Origin of the sequence: Acidiluteibacter ferrifornacis (assembly GCF_009909615.1) — a bacterium.
GTDB lineage: Bacteria > Bacteroidota > Bacteroidia > Flavobacteriales_E > Vicingaceae > Acidiluteibacter > Acidiluteibacter ferrifornacis.
Genome location: NZ_WWNE01000008.1, coordinates 225,429 through 228,553, shown reverse-complemented (window position 1 = coordinate 228,553; position 3,125 = coordinate 225,429). Strand labels below are relative to the sequence as shown.

Sequence of the window (3,125 nt, the reverse complement as noted above, 5' to 3'; positions counted from 1 at the left end):
GTTTCTGCTCTCCAATCAAAAGCTCCTGCATTTATTGGAGTCCAATTGATTGGTGAAAAATCTGTTGCTCCATCTGTTAACACATCAAATGTTTGTGGATAAGGGTTTGTAGATGCTGCTATATTTGTAAAAGTAACTGAAGCAGTATCATTTGATGTAATCGCATCGCCAACTGCAGCCGACCAAACCTCAATGGTGTATTGAATAGTATTAGCTAGGTTTGCAGTTGTTGTAAACTCATACGACTTCTTATCTCCTGGGAACAATGTATCAGTGAATGTTTCAGGTGTTATTGCCACTCCGTTTACACTATACGCTACAGGGAAGTTCGTTAAAGTATCTGTTCCTAAGTTTTCATAACGAGCTGCGATAGTCTCAGTTGCTGATAACCCACAACCTACAAGCGGTCTAGACACTTCAATTGCTTTAATATCAACTGCTGGAGACTCATAAATTTGAACGTTATCAAATGCAAATCCCTCGTCCATAACTGAGCCATCAGATCCAAAAGCAACTCTAAAAATTACTCCTGGTTGACCACCAAGACCTGTTAGTTGGTGAGTAGCATTTACCCAACCATTACTACCATTAGAAGAGGATGTTCTACCTGTCCAACCTTCACCTGAAGGCTCTAAAATAGTTGTACCTGCATTTAATCCATTAATGGAGTTATCGTTGTACCAGTTATTAGGGTCACCAAACGAACCTACTTTTTGCCAAGTAGTTCCTCCATCGATAGAAGACTGCAATACTGCTCCATCCCACGAGAACTCAGAATTCCACCACACATCCATAGAAATAATTGGTGCAATCAATGTAGAAAAGTCTAAACAAGGTGATTTTACATAACCTGCTTCGTCTGCTAAGTAATTACCAGAAAGGTTGGTTACCCATGCTTGAGTACCATTTGAAGCTGAGTTAATAACTGAACCTGTTGGAGTACCTAGTGCGAAACTTGAAGTACCTCCATCCACAGTCCAACCACCTGCACTTGTTTCAAAGCTTTCTGTATATGGGAATCCTGAAATAACAGGGATGTTAACTATGTTTCTAAAGATACTATCATTTGCTGGAACGTTATCGCCAGCAATACTTACATAAACATCTATTGTATGCGGACCAAGAACTGATAAATCAGCGGTAGCCGTAAACGTATAAGTTAATGATGCAGCTACTGCTAACGGTCCTGATACAGTTTCAACCACATAGTTTCCTCCATCCACAGAGAAACCAACAGTAAAATTAGAAGCAGCTTGTTGACCTGAATTTAAAATCTCGATTACAACTGGCTCCGCATTAGATAAGCCACAACCTGAATTAGGAGAATTTAATGCAGTAAGACCCAATTCAAATGAAGGCGGAGTAAACTCATCCGCACCTATATCAACATTAGTTGCACCTGCTGATGGACGAACATCTCCATCAATATCGATCATTACCCCAACATTATTGTCACCATTATTACTAACTAAAGCACTCAAAACGTGTAAATCTGTAGGGTAAGTAACAAAACCTGGATCTCCTTCTACAGAATTAGCATTTAGCAGATTGTTGGCTGAAAAATACGCAGCCAAATCTGTATACGTTGTACTATTCATCGAAAACAAGTTACTTCCAGAAGTATAATAGGCGTTGTGATCCATTATACTCATGAAGCTGTCTGCAATATTAGTTCGTACGGCAAATGAGCCATTGGAATAGATGATATTGTTTCGAATATCATAGTTTGCAATTGATATAGTAGTATTTGAATATATCTGCAATGCTGGAATTGTAGAACTATTGGAGACAATAGTATTGTGATAAATATTAGTACTATCGATATAATACATATACAAACCATAATCATTGTCCGAATAGATCATGTTATTAACCACTTCGTTTTTCCTTGTTTGGACAAAAAGCTTACTAAAGTCATAGATATATGCCCCATAATCCAATGCCGAGATCTTATTCTCATTGAACTTGAAGTTAGGAGTATAATACATATACATTCCATCTGCATTAGTATTTCCCCTATAAATCATATCAATATCATTCCCTATTACTTCGGTAGAATCTCCATAATAGCAATATATTCCATAATAATATTGTTTTCTAAATTCATTATTTGAAATCACTGTTCCAATTACTGGTGTGGTTGTAGATCCATAAGTTCTGATTCCATAATAACCTCCAATAATAACGTTATCACTAAAAGTATTATAATTAGCTATTGCTCCAGTAGTATGGCTAGATGAAGATCCAGACACCGATATCGCATAAATTCCACTTCCAGTAGAGGTAGTATCAACATGAATAATACAATTAGAAACAATATTGTGATTTGCATTCGCTACAATCACTCCTGAACCTGCTGTACCTACATACTCAAATGTCATGTTCTTCACTGTCACATAATCAACATTAGATAATGTTAAAGCGGCAAAGTCTGGTGTCGTTACAGAAACTATGGTAGCAGACGAATCAACTCCGTCAATGGTTAATGTATTAATGGCATCTAATCCAACAATATTCGATAAATCTAATGGGTTAGTATAAAGTCCTGCTGCTACATTCACTGTTGTAGGACCACATATTCCATAATTGGACAATTGTTGCGACAACGAAGAGAATGACGTAAAGTTACTTGCACTTGGAGCCAAATTAGGATCCAAAGTATAAGTTCCAGATAATCCAGTTCTTAGACCTTGTAAAGAAAGTGTATCATCTACATTAATTGGATCTACTACTCCGTTTGGATTACTTGTATAAACTTTGATGTCATAAACAGAAGTAGAGTTGAACGTTATTGGACTTAAAGAAACAGAAGCTGTATCGCCAGGTTGAATAGGTGTGGTATAGGATAGTGTGTCTATCACTCCATTTACTTCCCAANNTTAACTCCAACAACAGGAGTTGTTGTTCCAGGACATATCGCTCCTGATGGACTTTGAACTTCTACTACACCAGCATTCAATGGCGCTACTATGCTCAATCGGATGTCATCAATGGACATATCACTTTCGTAACTACTACCTCTTATACCTGCAAAACGCAATACAACTGACTTACCTTGGTAACCCACCAAATTCGTACTAGCTAATCGCCATGGATCACTTCCTGCTGTTTGCTGTTGACCTGAG

The 3,125-nt window shown here is 37.6% G+C and carries 1 protein-coding gene; it reads right to left on the bottom strand.

Translation table 11 applies throughout. The annotated features are described in order from the left end of the window. On the bottom strand, positions 1–2,861 hold a 2,861-nt coding region (locus GQN54_RS11305; RefSeq protein WP_160633650.1), incomplete at its 3' end, for a right-handed parallel beta-helix repeat-containing protein. Positions 2,862–3,125: the final 264 nt, after the last annotated feature.